At 72.4% G+C, this 17,516-nt stretch carries 16 protein-coding genes and 1 riboswitch; of the genes, 4 read left to right on the top strand and 12 right to left on the bottom strand.

Annotation, left to right across the window (positions count from 1 at the left end; translation table 11 throughout):
- The 6 genes from IF88_RS0136640 to IF88_RS0136615 all read right to left on the bottom strand — a co-directional run.
- On the bottom strand, positions 1-932 hold a 932-nt coding region (locus IF88_RS0136640; protein WP_234323831.1), incomplete at its 3' end, for an ECF transporter S component.
- Positions 929-3,043, bottom strand: a complete 2,115-nt coding sequence (locus IF88_RS46080) for an ABC transporter ATP-binding protein (protein WP_030722955.1) — start codon at positions 3,041-3,043, stop codon at positions 929-931. The genes IF88_RS0136640 and IF88_RS46080, both read right to left, overlap by 4 nt.
- Positions 3,040-4,203, bottom strand: a complete 1,164-nt coding sequence (locus tag IF88_RS0136630) for an energy-coupling factor transporter transmembrane component T (protein ID WP_037808389.1) — start codon at positions 4,201-4,203, stop codon at positions 3,040-3,042. Before IF88_RS0136630 ends, IF88_RS46080 begins: the two co-directional genes overlap by 4 nt.
- A 131-nt stretch (positions 4,204-4,334) precedes the next feature.
- Positions 4,335-4,994: an SCO2322 family protein gene (locus IF88_RS0136625; RefSeq protein ID WP_030722950.1), complete on the bottom strand. Its 660-nt coding sequence runs from the start codon at positions 4,992-4,994 to the stop codon at positions 4,335-4,337.
- Entirely contained in the window at positions 4,994-6,250 is a 1,257-nt protein-coding gene (locus tag IF88_RS0136620) for a prenyltransferase/squalene oxidase repeat-containing protein (protein WP_030722948.1), read from the bottom strand. The genes IF88_RS0136625 and IF88_RS0136620 overlap by 1 nt, the downstream gene beginning before the upstream one ends.
- 129 nt (positions 6,251-6,379) lie before the next feature.
- A riboswitch (cobalamin riboswitch) is annotated at positions 6,380-6,459 on the bottom strand.
- A gap of 144 nt (positions 6,460-6,603) precedes the next feature.
- Positions 6,604-7,653: an MBL fold metallo-hydrolase gene (locus tag IF88_RS0136615; protein ID WP_030722945.1), complete on the bottom strand. Its 1,050-nt coding sequence runs from the start codon at positions 7,651-7,653 to the stop codon at positions 6,604-6,606.
- A 180-nt stretch (positions 7,654-7,833) separates the two neighbouring features.
- Between IF88_RS0136615 and IF88_RS0136610 the strand changes: the two genes are divergently transcribed.
- Together IF88_RS0136610 and IF88_RS0136605 are read left to right on the top strand one after the other, a co-directional pair.
- The gene (locus IF88_RS0136610) at positions 7,834-9,312 is read left to right on the top strand and encodes an aldehyde dehydrogenase (RefSeq protein WP_030722942.1); all 1,479 of its coding nucleotides are present in this window, start codon (positions 7,834-7,836) and stop codon (positions 9,310-9,312) included.
- Complete coding sequence (locus IF88_RS0136605) at positions 9,312-9,545, top strand: ferredoxin (protein WP_030722939.1); 234 nt, start codon at positions 9,312-9,314, stop codon at positions 9,543-9,545. The genes IF88_RS0136610 and IF88_RS0136605 overlap by 1 nt, the downstream gene beginning before the upstream one ends.
- A gap of 366 nt (positions 9,546-9,911) precedes the next feature.
- Here IF88_RS0136605 and IF88_RS0136600 read toward each other — a convergent pair whose 3' ends face one another.
- On the bottom strand, positions 9,912-10,286 hold the full coding sequence (locus tag IF88_RS0136600; RefSeq protein WP_030722936.1) for a VOC family protein: 375 nt from the start codon (positions 10,284-10,286) through the stop codon (positions 9,912-9,914).
- Between the two features lie 348 nt (positions 10,287-10,634).
- On the opposite strand from IF88_RS0136600, the gene IF88_RS48725 reads away from it, so the two are divergent.
- Positions 10,635-10,901 carry a hypothetical protein gene (locus IF88_RS48725; protein WP_234323830.1) on the top strand — a complete coding sequence of 89 codons (267 nt, stop codon included), beginning with the start codon at positions 10,635-10,637 and terminating at the stop codon, positions 10,899-10,901.
- Positions 10,902-11,114: 213 nt separating this feature from the next.
- Here IF88_RS48725 and IF88_RS0136595 read toward each other — a convergent pair whose 3' ends face one another.
- From IF88_RS0136595 to IF88_RS0136575, 5 genes are all read right to left on the bottom strand, one after another.
- Entirely contained in the window at positions 11,115-11,807 is a 693-nt protein-coding gene (locus IF88_RS0136595; protein ID WP_158754810.1) for a hypothetical protein, read from the bottom strand.
- 367 nt (positions 11,808-12,174) lie between these two features.
- Positions 12,175-12,729, bottom strand: coding sequence for a DUF3995 domain-containing protein (locus tag IF88_RS0136590; protein ID WP_158071218.1), 555 nt, complete (start codon positions 12,727-12,729; stop codon positions 12,175-12,177).
- Entirely contained in the window at positions 12,726-13,262 is a 537-nt protein-coding gene (locus IF88_RS46970) for a hypothetical protein (RefSeq protein WP_051838188.1), read from the bottom strand. Before IF88_RS46970 ends, IF88_RS0136590 begins: the two co-directional genes overlap by 4 nt.
- 977 nt (positions 13,263-14,239) lie before the next feature.
- On the bottom strand, positions 14,240-14,749 hold the full coding sequence (locus IF88_RS44810; RefSeq protein WP_078893370.1) for a hypothetical protein: 510 nt from the start codon (positions 14,747-14,749) through the stop codon (positions 14,240-14,242).
- A gap of 610 nt (positions 14,750-15,359) precedes the next feature.
- Positions 15,360-15,983, bottom strand: a complete 624-nt coding sequence (locus tag IF88_RS0136575; RefSeq protein WP_030722921.1) for a TetR family transcriptional regulator — start codon at positions 15,981-15,983, stop codon at positions 15,360-15,362.
- A gap of 218 nt (positions 15,984-16,201) precedes the next feature.
- Here IF88_RS0136575 and IF88_RS0136570 point away from each other — a divergent pair, with 218 nt between their 5' ends.
- On the top strand, positions 16,202-17,515 hold the full coding sequence (locus IF88_RS0136570) for a glycosyltransferase family 4 protein (protein ID WP_030722918.1): 1,314 nt from the start codon (positions 16,202-16,204) through the stop codon (positions 17,513-17,515).
- The last annotated feature ends 1 nt before the right edge of the window (position 17,516 follow it).

Raw genomic sequence — 17,516 nt, 5'->3', positions numbered from 1 at the left:
CACTCACGCGGCGGAGAGGGGTTCGTCAGCGGCGGGTGAACCACCCGTGCCGCCCGGCGACTCATCGCGGGCTCGCGGTCCGGGACGGCCGCCGAATCGAAGGAGACGGGCGCGTCGAAGGCAGCTTTCCGAGTCGCCCGCCGCAACGCCTTCAGCAGCGTGGCCCCCAGCGTCAGCGTCAGTACGACCGTCAGCGCCGCCCGGCCCAGGTCCCAGCCCACCGAGGTCGCCAGGCAGTAGGCGAGGAAGCGCACGAGGTTCGCGGCCACCGGATCCCCGGAATGGAAGGACACGCCGTGGTCCATGCCCTGGAGGGCCACCCACCCCTGCAGGTTCATGATCGTGCCGTACGCGAAGGCGCCCACGAAGCCGTACGCCGCCAGCATCAGCAGCTCCGCCCGGCCGCGCAGCCGCTCCGGACCCGGCAGCAGCCCGGCCCCCAGCGAGAACCAGCCCAGGGCCAGCATCTGGAACGGCATCCACGGCCCGACCCCGCCCGTCAGCAGGGCGGAGGCGAACATCGTCACCGAGCCCAGGACGAAACCGAAGCCGGGACCGAGGACGCGGCCGCTGAGCACCATCAGGAAGAACATCGGCTCCAGCCCGGCCGTGCCCGCGCCCAGCGGTCGCAGGGCCGCCCCGACAGCGGCGAGCACACCGAGCATCGCCACCGCCTTGGCGTCCATGCCGTTGTCGGCGATCGTCGCGACGGCCACCGCCACCAGCAGGGGGAGGAGCGCGGCGAAGAGCCAGGGGGCGTCCTGGGAGTGGGCGAGCCCCGACTGCCGGTCGGCGAGGAGCGGCCAGCCGAAGGCCGCGACGCCGATGAGGGAGACGAGGACCAGGGCGGCGGCGGCCCGGGGGCCGATGCGGACGGCGCGGACGGCGCGGACGGGGCGGATGGGGCGGGCGGGGCGGGCGGGGCGGTTCACTGGGATTCCGTCGCGTCGAGGGCCGCGGCGACCTGGCTGACCGTGAGCCAGTGGCCCGGGGCCAGGACCTTCGCCACCTGCGGGGCGAACGCCGGCGAGGACACGACGACCTCGGCGGTCGGGCCGTCCGCGACGACCTCCCCGCCGGCCAGGATCACCACGCGGTGGGCCAGCTCGGCGGCGAGCTCCACGTCGTGGGTGGCGAGGACGATGGCGTGGCCGTCGGCGGCCAGGCCGCGGAGGATCTCGATCAGGCGGACCTTGGCGGCGTAGTCCAGGCCGCGGGTGGGCTCGTCGAGGAGGAGCAGGGCCGGGCGGCCGGTGAGGACCAGCGCCAGGGCGAGGGCCAGGCGCTGGCCCTCGGAGAGATCACGGGGGTGGGTGTCGTCGGGCACGTCCGGGAGCAGCGCGGAGACCAGAGCGCGGCAGGTGCCGGGGGCCGCGCCGGCGTCGGAGTCGGCGGCGGCGCACTCGGCGGCGACGGTGTCGGCGTAGAGGAGGTCGCGGGGCTCCTGCGGGACGAGGCCGACGCGGCGGACCATCTCGGGCGGGGGCGTGCGGTGGGGGGTGCGGCCGCCGACGGTCACCTCGCCGGTGGTGGGGGCGAGCGTGCCGACGAGGGTGGCGAGGAGGGTGGACTTGCCGGCGCCGTTGCGGCCCATCAGGGCGATGGTCTCGCCGGGCGCCACCGTGAGGTCGATGTCGCGGAGCACGTCCTTGCGGTTGCGGCGGACGCCTAGGCCGCGGGTGTGGGCCGGGGCCCCTCCCGGGGTGGGTGCGGGGCTCGGGCTCGGGCTCGGCGTGCCCCGACGCAGCAGCCGCGCGAGCAGTCCGGCCGCGCCGCCGCCGCTGGGGCTCCGCCCCAGACCCCGCGCCTCAAACGCCGGCGGGGCTGAAATACCGGGGCTCCGCCCCGCGCCCCGCGCCTCAAACGCCGGTGGGGCTGAGATATCGGGGCTCCGCCCCGCGCCATGCGCCTCAAACGCCGGCGGGGCTGAAATACCGGGGCTCCGCCCCGCGCCATGCGCCTCAAACGCCGGTGGGGCTGAGATATCGGGGCTCCGCCCCGCGCCCCGCGCCTCAAACGCCGGCGGGGCTGGATGGTGCGGCGAGGCCGGAGGGTGCGGCTGGGCGGGAGTCGGTCGACGCTGTTCGGCCGGGGGGCTGGGGTGCGCGGAGCGCAGATCCAGCCTCGCCGGCGTTTGAGGCGCGGGGTCCGGGGCGGAGCCCTGGGAGACGGCGGGGGCAGTGAGCTCGGACAGTGGGGGTCCGGGGTCGGCTGCGGCCCCGGCGGGAGCCGAGAGGCGGGTCAGGAGCGGCGCGGCCAGACGGCGGGCGTCGCGGATCGAGAGCGGGAGCGGGGTCCAGCCCGCGAGGCGGCCCAGGGAGACCACCGGGGGGTGGACCGGGGAGACGGCCATGATCTCCGCCGGGGGGCCCAGGACGGGGGCCGCGCCCGGCGACGGCAGGAGCAGCACCTGGTCGGCGTACTGGACCACCCGCTCCAGCCGGTGCTCCGCCATCAGGACGGTGGTGCCGAGGTCGTGGACCAGGCGCTGGAGGACCGCCAGGACCTCCTCCGCCGCCGCCGGGTCCAGCGCCGACGTGGGCTCGTCCAGGACCAGGACCCGCGGGTGCGGGGTCAGGACCGAGCCGATCGCGACCCGCTGCTGCTGGCCGCCGGAGAGCGTGGCGATGGGCCGGTCACGGAGTTCGTTGAGGCCGAGGAGGTCCAGGGTCTCCTCCACCCGGCGGCGCATCACCGCAGGTGGCAGGCCAAGGGACTCCATGCCGTACGCGAGCTCGTCCTCCACCGTGTCCGTCACGAAGTGGGCCAGCGGGTCCTGCCCGACCGTGCCGACCACGTCCGCCAGCTCCCGCGGCTTGTGGGTACGGGTGTCCCGCCCGGCCACGGTCACGCGTCCGCTGAGCCGGCCGCCCGTGAAGTGCGGCACCAGCCCGGACACGGCCCCCAGCAGGGTGGACTTGCCGACCCCCGACGGGCCGACCAGGAGGGTCAGCTCGCCTTCCGGGATCACGAGGTCGACGCCCTGGAGGGAAGGCCCGGCCGCGCCCTCGTAGGTGACCGACACCTGCTCGAAGCGGATCACTGCGACGCCTCCTTGGGCGGTACGGGTGCCACGAACGCGGGCAGCAGGCCGATCAGGATCGCCGCCGCCGGCCACAGCGGCAGCGTCGGCGCCACCAGCGGGACCACGCCCGGGTGCAGCGCGGCCGGGTCGACGGTGCCCGCGCGGATGAGGAGCGCGGCGACGGCCGCGCCCGACCCGGCCACCAGCCAGGCGCGCGGCCCCCAGCGGTCCGGCCGGTAGCGGGTCCGCACCGACCGGCGTCCGCCGAGGCGCAGGCCCGCGAGGGCCAGGGCGGCGCCGATGCCGAGCACGGGGAGCCCGTACGCGGCGCCCTGCGCGGCGAGCAGCCCGTACGTGCCCGCGCACATGCCGAGGAGGCCGCCGAGGGTGAGGACGTTGGTGGTGTGCCGGACGGCCGGCGGGACCTGAGCCGTGCGGCCGTAGCCGCGCGCGTCCATCGACGCGGCGATGGCGACGGAACGCTCCAGGGCGCCCTCCAGGACCGGCAGGCCGATCTGGAGGATCGCCTTCACCCCGCCGGTGGGGCGGCCGCGCAGCCGGCGGGCCGTCCGCAGCCGGACCACGTCGGCGACCATGTTCGGCGCGAAGGTCATGGCGACGACGACGGCCACCCCCGCCTCGTAGAGGGCGGCCGGCAGGGACTTCAGCAGCCGCGCCGGGTTCGCGAGGGCGTTCGCGGCGCCCACGCAGACGAGGAGGGCGGCCAGCTTCGCGCCGTCGTAGAAGGCGAAGACCAGCTGTTCGGCGGTGACCTTCCCGCCGAACCGGATGCCCTGCGCCCAGGCCGGCAGCGGGATCTCCGGGAGCGTGCACAGGGTGTGCGCGCCGGGGACGGGGGAGCCGAGCAGCATGGAGAAGAGCAGGCGCAGGCCGATGACGACGAGGCCGAGCTTGAGGAAGGCCCCGTAGGAACGCGCCCAGGGCGCGTCCGTGCGGCGGGCCGCCACCACGTACCCGGCGACGCCGACGACCAGCCCGAGGAGCAGGGGGTTGGTGGTGCGGGAGGCGGCGGTGGCGAGCCCGAGGGCCCAGAGCCACCAGGCCCCGGCGTGCAGGGCGGTGGCCCGGCCGGCGAGCGGGGCCCGCCATTTTTTCTTGTACGTCGACCAGTGCGGGGGGTCCTGCGCCGCGGGGCGGCTCCGGCGGGCCGGGGTCACGTCGCCGGGTGCGGCGCCGCTCCTGGGGGCTCCGCCCCCAGACCCTCCCCCAGCTACCGCTGGGGGTGCCCCCAGCTCCTCAAACGCCGGAGGGGCTGGAAAGTGCGGGGCCGGCCCCGGACGGTCGCCCGTCATCGGGTGCGGCGGCGGGATTGCCAGAGGGCGGCCACGGCCAGGGCCGCCACCGCCGCGATGCCCCCGAGCAGGCCCGCCGACGGGCCGCTGTCGTCCGCCGCGGGCTGCGCCGAGGGCTGGGCCGGGGCGTCCGCCATCGGTTCGCCGCAGCCCTGCCTCGGGTAGCCCGAGATCGCGCACAGCAGGGCCGCGCTGTTGTAGCGCAGCGGCTTCGCGACCGACGCCAGCGCCTCGGCGGCCGTGGCCTCCGGGGCCACCTGCGCGCAGACGGTGCGCGGGGCGTCCTGCGGCGGGGCCTCGCCCGACGGGGCGTCCGCGGGCACGCCGAAGTCGACGACGAGCGCGACCCGCTTGCGGCCCTGCGCCGGGGCGGTGGAACCGCAGACGGCCTCGAAGTCGGCCGCGGCGCGCGGCTGCGCCGCCTGGTCCGCCGCGTCCTTGCTCACCGAGAAGCGGAAGCCCTGCACGGAGCCGTCCTTCGGGCGGGCCATCGAGGGGCCCTGCGTGGCGTACGACCACTGGCCGCCGCCCGAGCCGTCCCAGAACGACCAGTAGCGGTAGCCGGCCGCCAGCGCCGGAGCGGCGGCCAGCACGGCCAGGACGCTCCCGAGGGCCAGCGCCAGAGCGAGGGCCAGGGCGGGCCGGCGGCGGCGCATCAGAGCTGGTTCTTCTTCCGGCGGCCGCTCAGCAGGATGCCGATGCCCACGCCGGCCGCGCCGCCCGCGCCGATGATCCACCAGAGGTTCTGGCCGTCGGACGAGTCGTCCTTCACCGTCGTCGCGTCCGTGTCCGGGCCCTGCGGGGCCGGGCCGGTCGCGTTCAGCGCCGCGACGAGGTCGGTGCCGCCGAAGGACTTCGGGTCGGTGCCCGTGGCGTGCGCGGCGAGGATCAGGGTGCCGAGAGCGGCCGGGCTGCCGTTCGCCCACTGCGCGGAGTTGGCCTTGAGCCACTCCAGGGCGCCCGCCGCCGACTGCTTGTGCCCGGCCGCGGCCAGGGCGATCACCGCGTCGACGGTGTTGCCGGTGTCCGGGGTCGGCTGGTCGGAGCCCGGGGTCACGGCCGTCAGGTGGCCGTCCTTCTTGAGGGCCTCGGCGAGGTAGCCCGCCGCGCCCTGGGCCGCCGCCACCGGGTCCGCGGCGCCCGCCGCCGGGCAGGTCAGCGCCGCCGCGGGGGTGTCCGTACCGGAGGGGACGACGGCCGAGCCCGTGCCGAGGCCGGCCAGCGCGGCCGCGGCCGTGGCGTCGCCGTTCGCGAGCAGCTTGCCGTCGACCGGCTGGTACGCGAAGGCACCCCGATCGGCGGCCGGCTCGGCGGCGCAGCCCAGCTGGAAGGAGAGCAGCGCCTCGTAGGGGGTCTTGCCCGCCTTCGACTTCGTGTCGGCCGGCTTCTCGCCGGCCGCGGTCAGGGCGCTGATCACGAGGGCGGTCGAGTTGGCGTCGGTGCCGCTGTCCATGGCGCCGCCGGGGTTCGAGCTCCAGCCGCCGTCCTCGTTCTGTACGGACTTCAGCCAGGCGACGGCCTTCTTGACGCTGTCACCGTGGCCGCCGAGCGCGGTCAGTGCCTGCACGGCGGCCGCGGTCGCGTTGGAGTCGATGTACGCGGTCGCGTCGCAGTCCTTGCCGGTGTCCGCGCGGAAGGCGGGGAAGGAGCCGTTCGCGCACTGCTGGCCGACCAGCCAGTCCACGGCCTGCACGGCGGGCTTGACGCCGACGGTGTCCTGGGCGAGCAGCGCGAAGGACTGCCGCCACACGCCGTCGTACATGGGGTCGTTCTTGCCGTAGAGCCCGGAGGGGATGACCGGGGGTGCGGAGGGGGAGGCGGGCGGCGCGGTGTCGGCGAGGGCTGCGGGGGCGACACCCACGCAGAGCACGGCGGAGGCGGCGAGCGCGGCTGCGCTGCGACGGACGTTCATGGGGGAGGGTGCCTCTCCTGCTGGGGAACCGGAGGCGGGCACGCACTGGCACCGGGCTCCGGCTCCGTTTACCTCGACGGTGCCGGCCGCCGGAGGATCCGACGGCGCGAGCCGCGCACTTCCGGTACGGGGCATTCCGGCTCCCCGCCCGGGCGGTGCCGGGGTGGGTCACGGTTGCGGGTCAGCGCCGGATTCGCACCGGCTTCCCCCCGTACGGAAGGTGGACGACGGCTTCACTCTACCGGCCCGTAGCCCGCGGGCCCGGGGGCGCCGGGGGCCCGGACCCCTTACCGGCCGCGCCCGGGCCTCGTGCCGGGCCGCGCCCGAGCCCGTACGGCACGGCGTCCCAGCCCTCACACGGCGCGGTACGTCACCGGGTCGGTGCCCGGGACGGCCTCCGCGCGGCCTTGCTTCACCAGACGCCGCAGATGGGCTTCCGCTTCCGAGACGGCGATGTTGCGGGAGCCGTACGGGATCTGCTCCCAGGGCCGGTTCCACTCCATGCGCTCCGCCAGCGCCCACGGGGTCAGCGGCTCGGCCAGCAGGGCCCACAGCCCGGACAGCCGTTCCTCGTGGTGGTCCAGCAGTTCCCGTACGCGGGCGGGTGCGTCGGTGAAGGCGTGCTGGTGGGCCGGGAGCACCTCGGCGGGCGCCAGCCGGCCGATGCGTTCGAGGGAGTCGAGGTAGTCGCCGAGGGGGTCGGTGACGCGGGTGTCCTCGGGGGCCTCGTACAGCCCGATGTGCGGGGAGATCCCGGGGAGCAGGTGGTCGCCGGAGAAGAGGCGGCCGTTGCCGGGCAGGTTCGCGGGATGGTCCTCCTCCAGGTGCAGGCAGACGTGGCCGGGGGTGTGGCCGGGGGTCCAGATCGCGCGCAGCCGGCGTCCGGCCAGGGGGAGCAGTTCGGCGGGGACGATCTCCCGGTCGGGCACGGCGGCGCGCAGCCCGGGCAGGGTCCGGGTGCGGCCGCTCGCGCGGGCGGCGCGCAGGGGCGCGACGTGCTCCTCGGGGGCTCCGGCGGCGGCGAGCTTGGCGCTCATGTAGTCGAACCAGACGCCGGGCTCCGAGGCGCGGGTGCGGACGACGACCTCGGTGTCGGCGGCGTGCATGGCGATCCAGGCGCCGGACGCCTCGCGGACCCGGCCGGAGAGGCCGTGGTGGTCGGGGTGGTGGTGGGTGATGACCACGCCGTGGACGTCGGCGACGGCGATGCCGAGCGCGGCGAGGCCGGCGACGAGGGTGTCCCAGGAGTCGGGGTCGTCCCAGCCGGTGTCGACGAGGACCGGGCCGCGGTGGGTGTCGAGGACGTGGACGAGGGTGTGCCCCAGCGGGTTGTCGGGGATGGGCACCTTGATTCCCCACACGCCTCCGCCGTGATCGGTGACCTGTGACGTGTCTTCCGGCATGAGCCCTCCGCCCGTCGCCGCCCTCTGACGAGAACGTGTTTCAGTAGTAGCCCAAGTCGACCACTTCCGCTCCCTTCTGACTAGTCGTTGGATCTTCTCCGCCGTTCCGCCCTGGCCGTGGACTCCTCGAACTAGAACTGGTATCAGTTCTGGAACGCCAAGCCGCAGGAGGCCTCAGCCATGACCGAGCTCGTGGAACACGGACAACTGTTCATCGGCGGGGAGTGGACGGATCCGCTGGGCACCGACACGATCCGGATCGTCTCCCCCCACACCGAGCAGGTCATCGGCTCCGTCCCGCACGCCTCGAAGGCGGATGTGGACCGCGCCGTCGCCGCCGCGCGCAAGGCGTTCGACGAGGGGCCCTGGCCGCGGATGACGCTGGACGAGCGCATCGCCGTCGTCACCCGGATCAAGGACGCCATCGCGGTCCGGCACGAGGAGATCGCCCGCTCGATCAGCTCCCAGAACGGGTCCCCGTACTCCTGGAGCGTCCTCGCCCAGGCGCTGGGCCCGATGATGGTCTACGACGCCGCGATCACCGTCGCGCGCGCCTACCCGTACGAGGAGCACCGCCAGGGCGTGCTCGGCCCGATCCTGGTGCGCCGGGAGCCGGTGGGCGTGGTCGCCGCCGTCATCCCGTGGAACGTCCCGCAGTTCGTGGCGGCGGCCAAACTGGCCCCGGCGCTGCTGACGGGCTCCACGGTGATCCTCAAGCCGTCCCCCGAAGCACCGCTCGACTCCTACATCCTCGCCGACATCGCGCGGGAGGCCGGACTCCCCGAGGGCGTGCTGTCGATCCTGCCCGCCGACCGCGAGGTCAGCGAGTACCTGGTCGGCCACCCCGGCATCGACAAGGTCGCCTTCACCGGCTCGGTCGCCGCGGGCAGGCGCGTCATGGAGGTCGCCGCCCGCAACCTCACCCGGGTCACCCTCGAACTCGGCGGCAAGTCAGCCGCCGTGATCCTGCCCGATGCCGACCTCGACACGACCATCGCCGGGATCGTGCCCGCAGCCTGGATGAACAACGGCCAGGCGTGCGTGGCCCAGACCCGCATCCTCGCCCCGCGCAGCCGGTACGAGGAGGTGGCCGAGGCCCTCGCGGCGGCGGCCGGCGCGCTGGTGGTCGGCGACCCGCTCGACCCGGCGACGCAGCTCGGCCCGCTCGTGGCCCAGCGCCAGCAGCAGCGCTCCCTGGACTACATCCGGATCGGCCAGGAGGAGGGCGCGAAGGTCCTGTCGGGCGGCGGCCGCCCGGCGGGCCTGAACCGCGGCTGGTACGTGGAGCCCACCCTCTTCGGGGACGTGGACAACTCCATGCGGATCGCGCGCGAGGAGATCTTCGGCCCGGTCGTCTGCCTGATCCCGTACGGGGACGAGGCGGAGGCGGTACGGGTGGCCAACGACTCGGAGTTCGGCCTCAGCGGCAGCGTCTGGACCGGCGACGTCGAGCACGGCATCGACTTCGGGCGGCAGATCCGCACCGGCACCTTCAACGTCAACACCTTCAGCCTGGACATGCTCGGCCCGTTCGGCGGCTACAAGAACAGCGGCGTGGGCCGGGAGTTCGGCCCGGAGGGGCTGAGCGAGTACCTGGAGCACAAGATGATCCACCTCCCGGCGACGTATGCGCCGGGTGCGGGCGAGGCGGGTGCCTGATGGGTGACCGCTGGCAGGTCGAGGTGGACCGGGGGGTCTGCATCGGCTCGGGCATGTGCGTGAACCACGCCCCGGACGGCTTCGTCCTGGACTCGGCGCGCCAGTCCCACCCCCGCACCCCGCAGTCGGACGCGAACGAACCGATCCTCACGGCGGCCGAAGGCTGCCCGGTGGAGGCCATCCTGATCACGCTGGCCGCCACGGGCGAACCGGTCTTCCCACCGGAGGAATAGCGACGGGGCGGCTCGCTGCGCGGGCCGCTCGGGCCGGTTGGCTGCGCCGCTCGGGCCGGTTGGCTGCGCCGCGCGTGCGGGGTCGGCGGGGGCGGGTTGCGGCGGGGGCGGGCGCGCGCCGGGGCGTCTCCTCGGGCGCCGAACGTTTCCAGGGGTCGGAAAGCGCAGGCACCTTGCGTTCGGCACCCTGCGGGGATCACCCCAACACACACCCACCCCCGCCCCAACCGGCCGGGCGGGATCCCGGCGTTCCGGCCGGGCCGGTCATCGGGGCTCCGGCACACACCTGGCGGCGGCTGGCCGGCGGCCATCGTGCCGACCGGCGTCAGCCCGGGCCGTCCCGTCGCAGCGGGGGTCCGCCGGGGCTCACTTCGCCCTTTCGGCGGCGCTCCGCTCGACGCAGAACTCGTTGCCCTCGGGGTCGGCGAGCGTCACCCACCCGGTCCCGTCCGGCCTCCGGTGGTCGCCGACGACGGTGGCGCCCAGGGCGACGATGCGCTCCACCTCCTCGTCGCGCGTGCGGTCCTGTGGCTGTAGGTCCACGTGCACACGGTTCTTGACGCTCTTGGCATCGGGAACCGTCACGAAGAGCAGCGTCGAGCCGGGCGCCGTGACCAGCGCCTCGGGGTCCCCGGGGAAGTCGTCGTCGGCGAGAGAGCCGTCCAGGACGGCGGCCCAGAACTGCCCGAGGCCGTAGGCGTCGGAGCAGTCGACTGTGATGTGTCGTACGAGAGAAGCCATGGGCGGGACTATCGAACAGCCCGCCGACCCTGTCCACCGAGATTGCGGGGCGGCACCCCGGATCACGGGCCTTCCCCGCTGGGTCAAAGGCGCCTTGCAGGCGCGGCCGCTTCCCTCGACCCGGCGGCTCGGCTACGCCGGGCGCGCCAGCTCCACACGGTGTGCCCGATGAGAGCGACGGCGGCGACGCATGCCGCAACGCGCGTTACGTTCCAGGTCAGAGCGAAAACCGCCCCCTCCGAGTCCGCCTCCACGCTCAATCGCTGAGTCGCCTCGAAGAAGGCGGTGAGAGGAACAACCAGACGGAACAGAAGGCCACCCACTCCGGGCGTTCGGGCTACGTTCCCCATGAGTCCCACGGGTGCGCCGAACACGAAGGCCGCTGTTCCCCACAGAAGAATCTGGCCTGGCCGGAGGTGTTACCCGCACGCCTTCACCTTCGTCGACGGCCCCGTGCGCGGCTATGTGGCGGGGCAGAGCCCTTCCGTCGCGAGCGTCTACCGGGCCCTCGCCGAACACCACAAGGCCCAGGCGTACCCCGAGGCCGTCGAAGCGGCCCAAGCCGACTTCGCAGCCCTGCGCCAGCGCTCAGTGACCGCACCCACCAGCCCATAGAGAAGTCGCTACTGCCCGTGCCGGTCCTCCCCAAGGGCCGGTACCGGCTTCGCACGGTGTCGGGCGAAAGCCGTCGGCGTGGTCGCGATTCGGTCGCAGTCGACTCACCACAAATGGGCGGAGTCACCGCACCGGAAACCGAGAGCGGCCGTCTTCGTTCTGGCCGTTCGGAGCCTCCACAGAGGCCGCAGTCGCGCCCGTGAGTGGCGTCGGCTAAATCCGTTCAGGCTCGCAGGTCGCTTGCTGGGAGGCGTCGTAGGTGCCATAGCACAGAGCGACGACTCCTGAGATATCCATGATCTCCCACTCGAGCTTGTGCCTGACCTGTCCGTGAAATTCCTCGGGCACCTGCACCGTCAGCATGAGCCGGCCCTCTTCCTTCTCGGTGAAGGACACGTTCGTCGCCCCGAACTCCTTGAGCCGCTCCTTGCGCTTATTGAAGAGGGGGTCGTGAAGCCGGCTGACGGAGTCGAGGTTCGCGTAGAAGGCGTACTTGAATGTCTGCTCGTTCCCGGAGTGCGACGGCACGGCAAAAGCCAATGCCAGGGCGAGCGCGGCTGCGATCGGGGAAGCCGCGACCCACCATCCTCCCGGACGGTTATCGGCGTCAGCGAGGGCTGCGAACAGGAGCAGTACGGCTGCAGGTAGGAACAGAAACATACCGACGAGCAGGCCGAACACCCCCCAGACCAGCAGCCCGGAGCTCAGGAAGATGCACGTGCGAGCAAAGGCCTTGGGATGTTTGCGCAGTTGGAGCGGGATCGCCACCGCCAACGCGGTGAACACGAAGAGCTCGGCGACCGCGAAGAACATGATCAATCCGCCCACGGTCACGGCCGCGGCGACCACCACAGCCGCCACGGCCCACCCCGTCTGCCGGGCCGACACCTTCTGCACTTCGGACACGCTTCCCCCTTTGAACGCGTTCAACTGAACATGTTCAAGATAGTGCATGGGCGTGGCGCGCTCAAGCGATCAACCCGCCAGAGGCACCCACGCCGAGTGAGCAGCCCCGGCAGGCCTGGTCGAACAGGCCGGGTAGCGGGACCGATGTCCAGGAAGGCGCGGCTCGTGTACCCGCCCAGGCAGGCGTCAGAGATGACCTGGCCGCAAGGGGATAGACAGCAGCCGACGGCCGAGGCCGGCTTCCTCCTGTTCCAGCCGGACAGCCCGTCCAGGGGCAGGAACTGGAACGCCCGGCCGGGGGCTTACGACCCGGGGCAATCGTCCGGTCCCTGCCGGCTTTGCGGTCGGTCTGCCTGACGCCCCGGGCTTACGGACGGCTGCGAGCTGGGCGCATGGGGGTGGCCCATGCGGTTGCACCCCACAGCAGGCCCCAGACCAGGAAGTAGGGTGACCAGAGCAGCAGGTCCACACGGGACAGATGGCGCGCGATCTCCACGTCGGACGGAGCCACGTGAACGCTGCCCGTCAACACCATGACGTCACCGATGAATCCAAAACCCAGCGCGCCACACGCCCGCAACACCATGAGACATCCGATGACCCACATCGGTACGGTCAAAAGCCGGCGGGGCAGCGTACGTCCCCAGGGCCGCAGGGTAACGAGCACCGCCAATACACCCAAGACGACGAGGCCCACCGATATCCAGTGACCGGCGATGGTGCCGGGAGTTTGCGCGACGAGCTCCTCACGGGCCGAACGCGGCAAGGGGGCAGTGGAGGTGAGCGCCGTACCGCCCAACGCCCAATAGAGTTTCAGAGTTCCATAGCCAGCGAGGCTCCATGCACAGGTCGCGTAAGCGGCCCATCGCCGTACTGACAAAGCGCGGTCCATCGCAGTCCGCGTCTCCACCGCCTCCTTCACCCCGGATCCCGCCCCGTGTTCGCCACGGCTGTGGTGTCGCATCCCAGACGGAGAGTGAAGATCCAGGCCGTGGCCAGCCAGAGGCAGAGGCCGGCGCCTCCCTGAACAGCAGCCCACACCGACCATCCCCCCGGACCGGTGGGAAAGAGGACGTCCCGTACCACGTGGATTTGGCTGACCGCCGCCAGAGCACCCGTTGCCCACAGCCCAAGGAGCAGCAGCGGGCGCGGTGCCAGACCGCCCCACGGCCGTACGGCGGCGAGCGCGATTGCGGCAGACAACAGACCAAGTAGGGCCAGCGTCCACTGGGTGAGCGCGACATCAGAAGTCTCGGCATATTGCGAGGCGCTCACCAACGGCCCACCGGGAATGCCCAGGCGACCCTGCGCCGCATAGGAGCCCTTCTCCCCCGCATAGACCAGTTGGGCGAGTACGGACATGTAGGCGGGCCAGGCCCATGTGCGGGTCACCGCGGTCGGGTGGCGCGCCGGCCGCCACCGCCGAGCGGCGGCTTCTATCGCCTTCGCGTTCATGCGCCCGGCACCTGGCTCAGGTCAGAGAAGCTCGTCATGCGTTCACCATCACGCCGGCACCCGCGCCCGGTCTTCATACCCGAGAATGAGCCATCTCCCCCGCGCGAGGGAGACAGAGAGAGAAACCCTGACAGGGATCACGATTTACGGCCTCATCCTGCAGCCCGGGGAGACCAGCGGCCCAGGTCAGAGCGTGGGGACTTTGATCGCCTCCGAAGCCGCTACCAGCTTTCACATGGCGGCTTCGCCGCGCGTTCCCTCCCCACGGCCACTCCCGGGCGCCCCTCCATGCCCAGCGCCCTGTGCCCGTTTCCTGTCCTTCGCAGGCAGCCGCCCCCTTGACCGTTGACGCGGGCGTTCAGCGGCCATCGTAGGTGCGGGCGCGGGGCGTCGCCCCGAACGAGCGGTCAGGCAGGAGTAGAACTCGCCCCCAAAGCTGGACAGTTCCGCCAACGCCTCTCGCAGGGCACCACGATGCAGCAGACTCAACCTGTTGCGAAAGTGCGGGTCGTACCGGTTGCCAAGGTCCAGGCATGACGCGCCCTATAGCTCACGATGTAGGCCTGCTGGATCGGCATGATCCCTCGATTCGTGTCGGTATGCGATTGCCTTCCGAACAACGATCGTAGCCACGCCTGGGCACGTCGGGGGCCTGGCGGCGGAGCGCGCCGCGAAGGAAGCAGCCGCGGACTGCACGGGCCCGACGAGGGGTCAACCCAACATGCGTCGAACCGACCAACGGGGAGGGTGGCCGGAAGGACACGGCCGGCCCCCTCCGGACCATCCGAGGTCATGATCGCAGCGCCAACCACGGTTCCGTCGACCCCGAGGCCGGACCCGGTCACCCCGACGCCAGCCGGACCGTGATCAATCTCAACGGCACTTTCTGTACCGCAACTACTCACACCCGGAGAGCCCCGTGGGTTCAGGGAAACTGAAGCCTGTTCAGCGGGAACCCGCGGGTCGGTCCGTGTGCATCAGCTGGGGGTCTCCGTGGGTTCTGCGGGAACGTGGGGGTCGCCTGCGAGGCGGCGGGCTTCGGCCCTGATCTCGGCATCGACCTGGTCCACTGTTCTGTCGCCGTATTCGAGGACGTCGTACTCGTCGTCGAGTTCGGCGAGGCGCTCAGTCAGGGGCAGCCCATGTCCGTAGCGCCGGTGAATCCGGAAAGTGAACTCCCCAGGTGTCAGCTCGCCAGCGAGCATGCGGCGTGCGAGGGCGCGGGCGGCGGCTTCTTGACCGGCATCGCTTGCCAGCGAATAGAAGGTGAGGCCGAGTTCGTCGAGTGCTGCGGGAAGCAGATCGTGGACGTCGTAGTCCGCCTCGGCACGTGTGCAGGCGGCAAGGATACGAAGGCCGGGGGTGTCGAGTCCGGCGACGAGCGCATCACAGGCCGCATCGACCACGTGGCTCGCACGGGCTTCTCCCACGCTCCAGAGAGTGGCGTGGTCCTGTAGGGCGCTTGCTGCTGCTTCGGTCGACGTCACCGGCCCGATTATTCCCTTCAGGGTGCGTCCCGGTCGAGCAGATTTCATAGAAGCTGCTGTTCAGCGGCCTGTTCCAGTAGCGCTCGTGCGGAGTCCGCGTAACGCATCGCGGTCTTCTCGTCAAGCCCGAACACCTCGGCGAGGTGGAGCGGGTCCGGCCCGTGGGTGAGGGCAAGAATCCCGAAGTTGCGTCACCGGACCACAGAGCACTCGAAGGAGGAGGAACACCCTGGCCACAAGGGAAAGGACTCAGCAAAGCTCAGGAGAACTCACGGGATGTCGCACAACGGGCGGCGGACGCGTGATCGAGGAGCGCGTAGCGATGCGGGTGCGTTCCTGGCTCTGTCGGGGCATGCCACCACCCCGTCTCTTGCTCGAACTCCCGGCCCATTCCTTTGGGGTTTCCCGGCTGTCCTCGGTCTTTCCGGGCCGGCCCGACACGGAGAGACGATGGGGCCGGCGGGAAACCCCCAGAGCGTCACTGATCCCATTTCCGACGCGGACACCGACCCCCACAAGCGCCGCCACGCCTTCCCCTCCGGCCCCCGGCCCCCCCGTCCCGCCGGAGCCCCGTCCGGCCGCCGCCCGCGCCCCGCCTTCAGCGGTCGGTTCAGGCCTTTTCCGGGGCCGTCAGGTCGATCAGACGGCACACCGTCTCGATGTCGATCTTGACCTGGGCGATCGACGCGCGGCCGGAAAGCCACGTGATCAGCGCCGAGTGCCAGGTGTGCTCGATGACCCGGACCGCCGAGAGCTGTTCCGCGGTCGGCGGGCCCTCCAGGCCCATCGCGTCCAGGATGATCGCCGTGGTCAGCCGGGACACCGTGTCCACCTCGGGGCTCACGCTGCGGTCGGCGAAGGTCAGTGCCCGCACCATCGCGTCGGCCAGCTGCGGTTCCCGCTGGAGGGCGCGGAAGGCGCGCATCAGGGTCTCCGCGACCCGGGCCGCCGGATCGTCCCCGGCCGGCGGGCGCTTGCGCAGCGTGGTGTGCATGTGCTGGAGCTGGTCCTGCATGGTGGCGACCAGCAGGTGCACCTTGGAGGGGAAGTAGCGGTAGAGCGTGCCCAGAGCCACCCCGGCCGCCTCCGCGACCTCGCGCATCTGGACGGCGTCGAAACCGCCCCGGCTGGCCAGCTGCGCGCTGGCGTGCAGGATGCGGCGCCGGCGCGCCTCCTGGCGCTCCGTCAGGGGAGGCGACGCCGGTGTGGTGACGGCCTTCACTTCCGCTGTCATGTGTCCCGTTCCGTGTCGTTGCGCGGGCTGATTCCGGGCTGGTCCGCGGTCAGCATGGCAGGCGCCGCAGTCGTGGCGCGAATCACCTGCTCCGCCTCTTACGGTGTAGTTTCCGGCCGGTAGATTCAATGCTCTTCGACGGATCAAGTCTGAAACTTGTTCTACATTATCCGAGCGGTTACGCTCCGGCGAAAGTTGCAGGGAGAAGGGGGCCGAGAGTGACCGCTGAGGCCATGGTGACGAGCCCTTTCGCGGGTTCCGCCACCGACGGCGACCGCCCGCTGCGCATCGCACTCCTCACCTATAAGGGGAACCCGTTCTGCGGCGGCCAGGGCGTCTACGTCCGCCACCTCTCGCGCGAGCTCGTACAGCTGGGGCACTCCGTCGAAGTGATCGGCGCGCAGCCCTACCCGGTGCTCGACACGGGCGCCTCGCTCACCGAGCTCCCGAGCCTGGACCTCTACCGCAGCCCCGACCCCTTCCGCACTCCCAAGCGCGAGGAGTACCGGGACTGGATCGACGCCGTCGAGGTAGCCACCATGTGGACCGGCGGCTTCCCCGAGCCGCTGACCTTCTCGCTGCGCGCCCGCCGCCATCTGACCGCGCGCGCGGGGGACTTCGACGTCATCCACGACAACCAGACCCTCGGGTACGGGCTCCTCGGCGACCTCGGCGCCCCGCTGGTCACGACGATCCACCACCCCATCACCGTGGACCGCAAGCTCGACCTCGACGCCGCGAAGGGCCGCGTGAAGCGGGCCTCCGTGCGCCGCTGGTACGCCTTCACGCGCATGCAGGGCCGCGTGGCCCGCAGGCTCCCGTCCGTCCTCACCGTCTCCGGGTCCTCCCAGCAGGAGATCGCCCAGCACCTGGGCGTCCGGGACGAGCGCATCCACGTCGTGCACATCGGCGCCGACACCGACCTGTGGTCGCCGGACGCCTCCGTCGCCGAGGTCCCCGGCCGCATCGTCACCACCTCCAGCGCCGACGTGCCGCTCAAGGGGCTCGTGTACCTCGTCGAGGCCCTCGCGAAGCTGCGCACCGAGCAGCCCGAGGCCCACCTCGTCGTCGTCGGCAAGCGCGCCGAACAGGGGCCGGTCGCCCGCGCCATCGAGACGTACGGCCTCCAGGACGCCGTCCGCTTCGTCAAGGGCATCACCGACGCCGAACTCGTCGACCTCGTCCGCAGCGCCCAGATCGCCTGCGTGCCCTCCCTCTACGAGGGTTTCTCGCTCCCGGCGGCCGAGGCCATGGCCACCGGCACCCCGCTCGTCGCCACCACCGGCGGCGCGATCCCCGAAGTCGCCGGACCCGACGGCGAGACCTGCCTCGCGGTGCCCCCGGGCGACGCGGGCGCGCTGGCCGCCGCCCTGGGCCGGATGCTGGGCGACCCGCAGCTGCGGGCCCGCCTCGGCGCCGCCGGGCGCGAACGGGTCCTGACCCGCTTCACCTGGGCCAAGGCCGCCGAAGGCACCGTCGCGCACTACCGCGCCGCCATCGAGCAGGCCGCCCGTACCCGCCGCGCGCGGTGAC

Origin of the sequence: Streptomyces sp. NRRL F-2580 (assembly GCF_000720115.1) — a bacterium.
Classification (GTDB): Bacteria; Actinomycetota; Actinomycetes; order Streptomycetales; family Streptomycetaceae; genus Streptomyces.
Note: the sequence above shows the minus strand (reverse complement) of the source record. Positions and strands in the feature narration are given on the sequence as shown.

Coding starts and splice junctions, on each gene's coding strand:
- IF88_RS0136605 (WP_030722939.1), top strand. CDS start 9,312: ATGGGTGACCGCTGGCAGGTCGAGGTGGACCGGGGGGTCTGCATCGGC.
- IF88_RS0136620 (WP_030722948.1), bottom strand. CDS start 6,250: ATGAACGTCCGTCGCAGCGCAGCCGCGCTCGCCGCCTCCGCCGTGCTC.
- IF88_RS0136615 (WP_030722945.1), bottom strand. CDS start 7,653: ATGCCGGAAGACACGTCACAGGTCACCGATCACGGCGGAGGCGTGTGG.
- IF88_RS0136610 (WP_030722942.1), top strand. CDS start 7,834: ATGACCGAGCTCGTGGAACACGGACAACTGTTCATCGGCGGGGAGTGG.
- IF88_RS48725 (WP_234323830.1), top strand. CDS start 10,635: ATGAGTCCCACGGGTGCGCCGAACACGAAGGCCGCTGTTCCCCACAGA.
- IF88_RS0136600 (WP_030722936.1), bottom strand. CDS start 10,286: ATGGCTTCTCTCGTACGACACATCACAGTCGACTGCTCCGACGCCTAC.
- IF88_RS0136625 (WP_030722950.1), bottom strand. CDS start 4,994: ATGCGCCGCCGCCGGCCCGCCCTGGCCCTCGCTCTGGCGCTGGCCCTC.
- IF88_RS0136575 (WP_030722921.1), bottom strand. CDS start 15,983: ATGACAGCGGAAGTGAAGGCCGTCACCACACCGGCGTCGCCTCCCCTG.
- IF88_RS46970 (WP_051838188.1), bottom strand. CDS start 13,262: ATGAACGCGAAGGCGATAGAAGCCGCCGCTCGGCGGTGGCGGCCGGCG.